Source organism: Microcoleus pseudofavosus SVA1_A4, from assembly GCF_036700565.1.
Taxonomy (GTDB): Bacteria; Cyanobacteriota; Cyanobacteriia; order Cyanobacteriales; family Microcoleaceae; genus Microcoleus.
In genome coordinates this window covers 1-1172 of record NZ_JAUBPE010000195.1, presented here as the reverse complement: position 1 = coordinate 1172, position 1172 = coordinate 1, and the positions used below count along the sequence as shown (strand labels likewise).

At 40.7% G+C, this 1172-nt stretch carries 1 protein-coding gene; it reads right to left on the bottom strand.

Features of this window, described 5'->3' with window-relative positions:
• Positions 1 to 162: 162 nt before the first annotated feature.
• Positions 163 to 411 carry a helix-turn-helix domain-containing protein gene (locus QUA02_RS33440; protein ID WP_333034027.1) on the bottom strand — a complete coding sequence of 83 codons (249 nt, stop codon included), beginning with the start codon at positions 409 to 411 and terminating at the stop codon, positions 163 to 165.
• Between the last annotated feature and the right edge of the window lie 761 nt (positions 412 to 1172).

Here is a 1172-nt window from a genome sequence, read left to right as displayed (position 1 = left end):
ATGGCTTGAATTCCTGTCATCTCATCAACCGATATAGTGTGTTCTCCATTTTGACTGCGTTCAATCGCAGTCAGATATAAGCCTGTAATATCTTTAACTTTTGCATCAAATTCTTCATCCACAGGGGGGGGTTAACCAGTAGCGCGAGGCGTGTGGTTTAAGTTATGCTTCTTCTAGTAATCTGCCAACATGGCGGACTGATATACTTTCAATAATGCCTTGAAACATGATTTCCTCCGCCAGTTCTCTCGCCGTCCAATGACTTATTGGTCGTCCATAATCGGACGGTGAGGAACAGGCAAGTGCAAATAACTCAGTTACTTGTTCCATGGTAAATTTTACTGGTGCGCCAACACGCTCTTGATCTTGCAATCTTTGCAAAATCGATAAGTCTTTTCCCTCGCTTTCCAACCATCGGTTTCGCCCCTTCACGAGCCATCTGTCGGTTAATCTCTAGGCTTCGGGCTATTTCACGATGGTTTTGACCATCTGATGCCATGAGAATTATTTTGGCTCGTAGCACTAGCTGTTGGGGCGTTTTGTGTTTGTCGATCAACTTCTGAAGTTGATGACGCTCGCCATCGCTTAAATTTAATATTTTAGGCATTAATAAGGCCATCTCTGACTCCTCGATCACCCACCTAAACGGGTCTCAGCTAACTATGTTATTCTACCACAAATATAGTCTGTCTACTTACGCCGAGCTGTACTAGATCAAATTATACCGGAAACAGTTCAGAGAAACAACCCAAGAGTTGTCAAAAAGCCTGTTTCAAAATTTCGGTCTAAACAAGTTAAACACAGAGGTACTGGAATCATAATGAATACTCCTATATTTATTGTTTCAAGCACTGCGTAGCCCTTAACTGAACCGTATTGGCTTATAATTGCGATCTGGTTCTTCTTATTCATCTACATCCTGGGAATTATCACTCGGATTTAAAACCTGGCCTAAGATATTGCCAATTAAAGGTAATTAACAAGGACCATTTTCCTTGATTCTAAGAATGTTTCATCTTGTACCCGTTCATCCTGCTTAAGTTGTAAGCTGTTCAGCATCTAAAACGCATATTGTATGGTATAATATGATAATTCTCAGAGAAAGTCAATGCCTACTAAAAACTTCCTCAGTTCTGAAACAAAGGAAACTCTGCAACAAGCATTAAAAGACC